Origin of the sequence: Oceanobacillus sp. HCA-5259, from assembly GCF_037892815.1 — a bacterium.
GTDB classification, from domain to species: Bacteria; Bacillota; Bacilli; order Bacillales; family Amphibacillaceae; genus Oceanobacillus; species Oceanobacillus indicireducens.
This window is the reverse complement of sequence record NZ_JBBKBV010000077.1, coordinates 1-1,650: the sequence shown is the minus strand read 5'-3', so window position 1 is coordinate 1,650 and position 1,650 is coordinate 1. Positions and strand designations below refer to the sequence as shown.

At 33.7% G+C, this 1,650-nt stretch carries 1 protein-coding gene and 1 pseudogene; both read left to right on the top strand.

Annotated elements, in window-relative coordinates:
- Positions 1–853 (top strand): annotated as a pseudogene (locus WKU33_RS18795) (IS21 family transposase); the annotation flags it as partial.
- Entirely contained in the window at positions 850–1,614 is a 765-nt protein-coding gene (gene istB, locus WKU33_RS18790) for an IS21-like element helper ATPase IstB (RefSeq protein ID WP_340456116.1), read from the top strand. The pseudogene WKU33_RS18795 and the gene istB, both read left to right, overlap by 4 nt.
- Positions 1,615–1,650: the final 36 nt, after the last annotated feature.

Here is a 1,650-nt window from a genome sequence, read left to right as displayed (position 1 = left end):
AAAGGTAGAAAACGTAGTTAAATATGTAAAACAAAATTTTGCCAAGCATCGTTTGTACTATGGGTTAGATGCATGGAATGAAGCTGGTTGGAAATGGCTTGAACGCACTGCAAACTATAAAGTCCACAATACAACAAAAAAGAGACCAGTTGAAGTGTTTGCCCTCGAAAAGCAACACTTACGTCCAGTCTCCCCAATTAGTGATAATACATATATCACTAAAACCTTTAATACAAGTATAACAAGAACTGTTCGGAAGGACAATATAATTTGGTATAAATCGAATCGTTACACAGTTCCTTTAGGAACTTTTCAAAAGACAAAACAAGTCTATATCGAAACGAAGGATGATAAATATTTAATTATTCGAGAAAGCAAATCTGGTCCCATTCTTGCCAAACATCGAATCACTTCTGGCAAAGGAAAGTTGATTCAAGATACAAGTCATATACGTGATCGGACAAAGGGAATTGATACCTATATTGAGACAGTTGCCTCGTACTTTAGCAATTCAAATAAAGCAAAACAATTTTTACAAGAAATACGTAAGGTACGACAGCGTTACATTCGAGACCAATTACAAATGATTTCTAAAGAAATTAAAAAACACAATCAAGAATTACTTGATAAAGCATTAGAAGAATGTATGAAATGGCAACTTTTTTGTGCAACGGATTTTATCGATATGGTTCAATACCTGAACCGACAAAATGTATCAAGTGTCAATAATGAAAAACGACAAATAGATGATCTTAAACAATTTAATTATTTAAGTGAGTCTGTTTCTCAGACAAAAGCTCAAACTAGAGATATTCAGGAATATGTTTCTGTATTGGAAGGTGAAATTCAATGAGTCAATTATCAACATTACAAGACACATTAAAGTCACTTCGTTTCGGAGAAACAGCTAATAATCTACCAGCATTGTTAGAAAAGGCAGAAAAAGATAATGTGACTTACGCAGCCTTTTTAATGGATATCTTGAGCTATGAGCAAAAAAAGCGTGAAGAAAAACAAATCGAAAAACGTCTTAAATGGGCTACATTCCCTTATTATAAAACCCTAGAGCAATTTGATTTGAATGAACAACAATCTATGAGTAAGAAAGAGTTTAATAAATTAAAAGAGTTACTGTGGATAGAGCAACTTTACAACATTATCCTGTTAGGACCTCCAGGTGTTGGTAAAACACATCTGGCGGTCGGCCTAGGAATACAAGCAATTCATCAAGGCTATAAGGTGATTTTTACTTCCATGGGAGAATTAATTCATACATTAAAAACAGAGGAAATTACACGTAAGTCACAAACAAGGATGAAAAGAATTCGCAAAGCCGATTTAGTAGTCATCGATGATCTAATGTTCATGGCTATAAATCAAGATGAAGCAAACCTATTCTTTCATCTAATAAACGATTTATACAACACTTCAAGTATTATACTTACTTCTAACAAGGCTCCTAAAGAATGGGGTGAGTTATTAGGCGATCCAGCAATTACTACCGCTATATTAGATAGGATTATGCACAGAGCGGAAATTATCCATTTAAATGGAGACAGTTATCGCATGAAACATAGAACTTCTATCTTTGGGGCAAAAACTGCTTCAAATTAATTATCGAAAACTGTATCTTTTTACTTGACGGTTACA

What these genes read in the sequence shown, in the direction of transcription:
- istB (WP_340456116.1), top strand. Translation starts at nt 850, where the DNA reads ATGAGTCAATTATCAACATTACAAGACACATTAAAGTCACTTCGTTTC.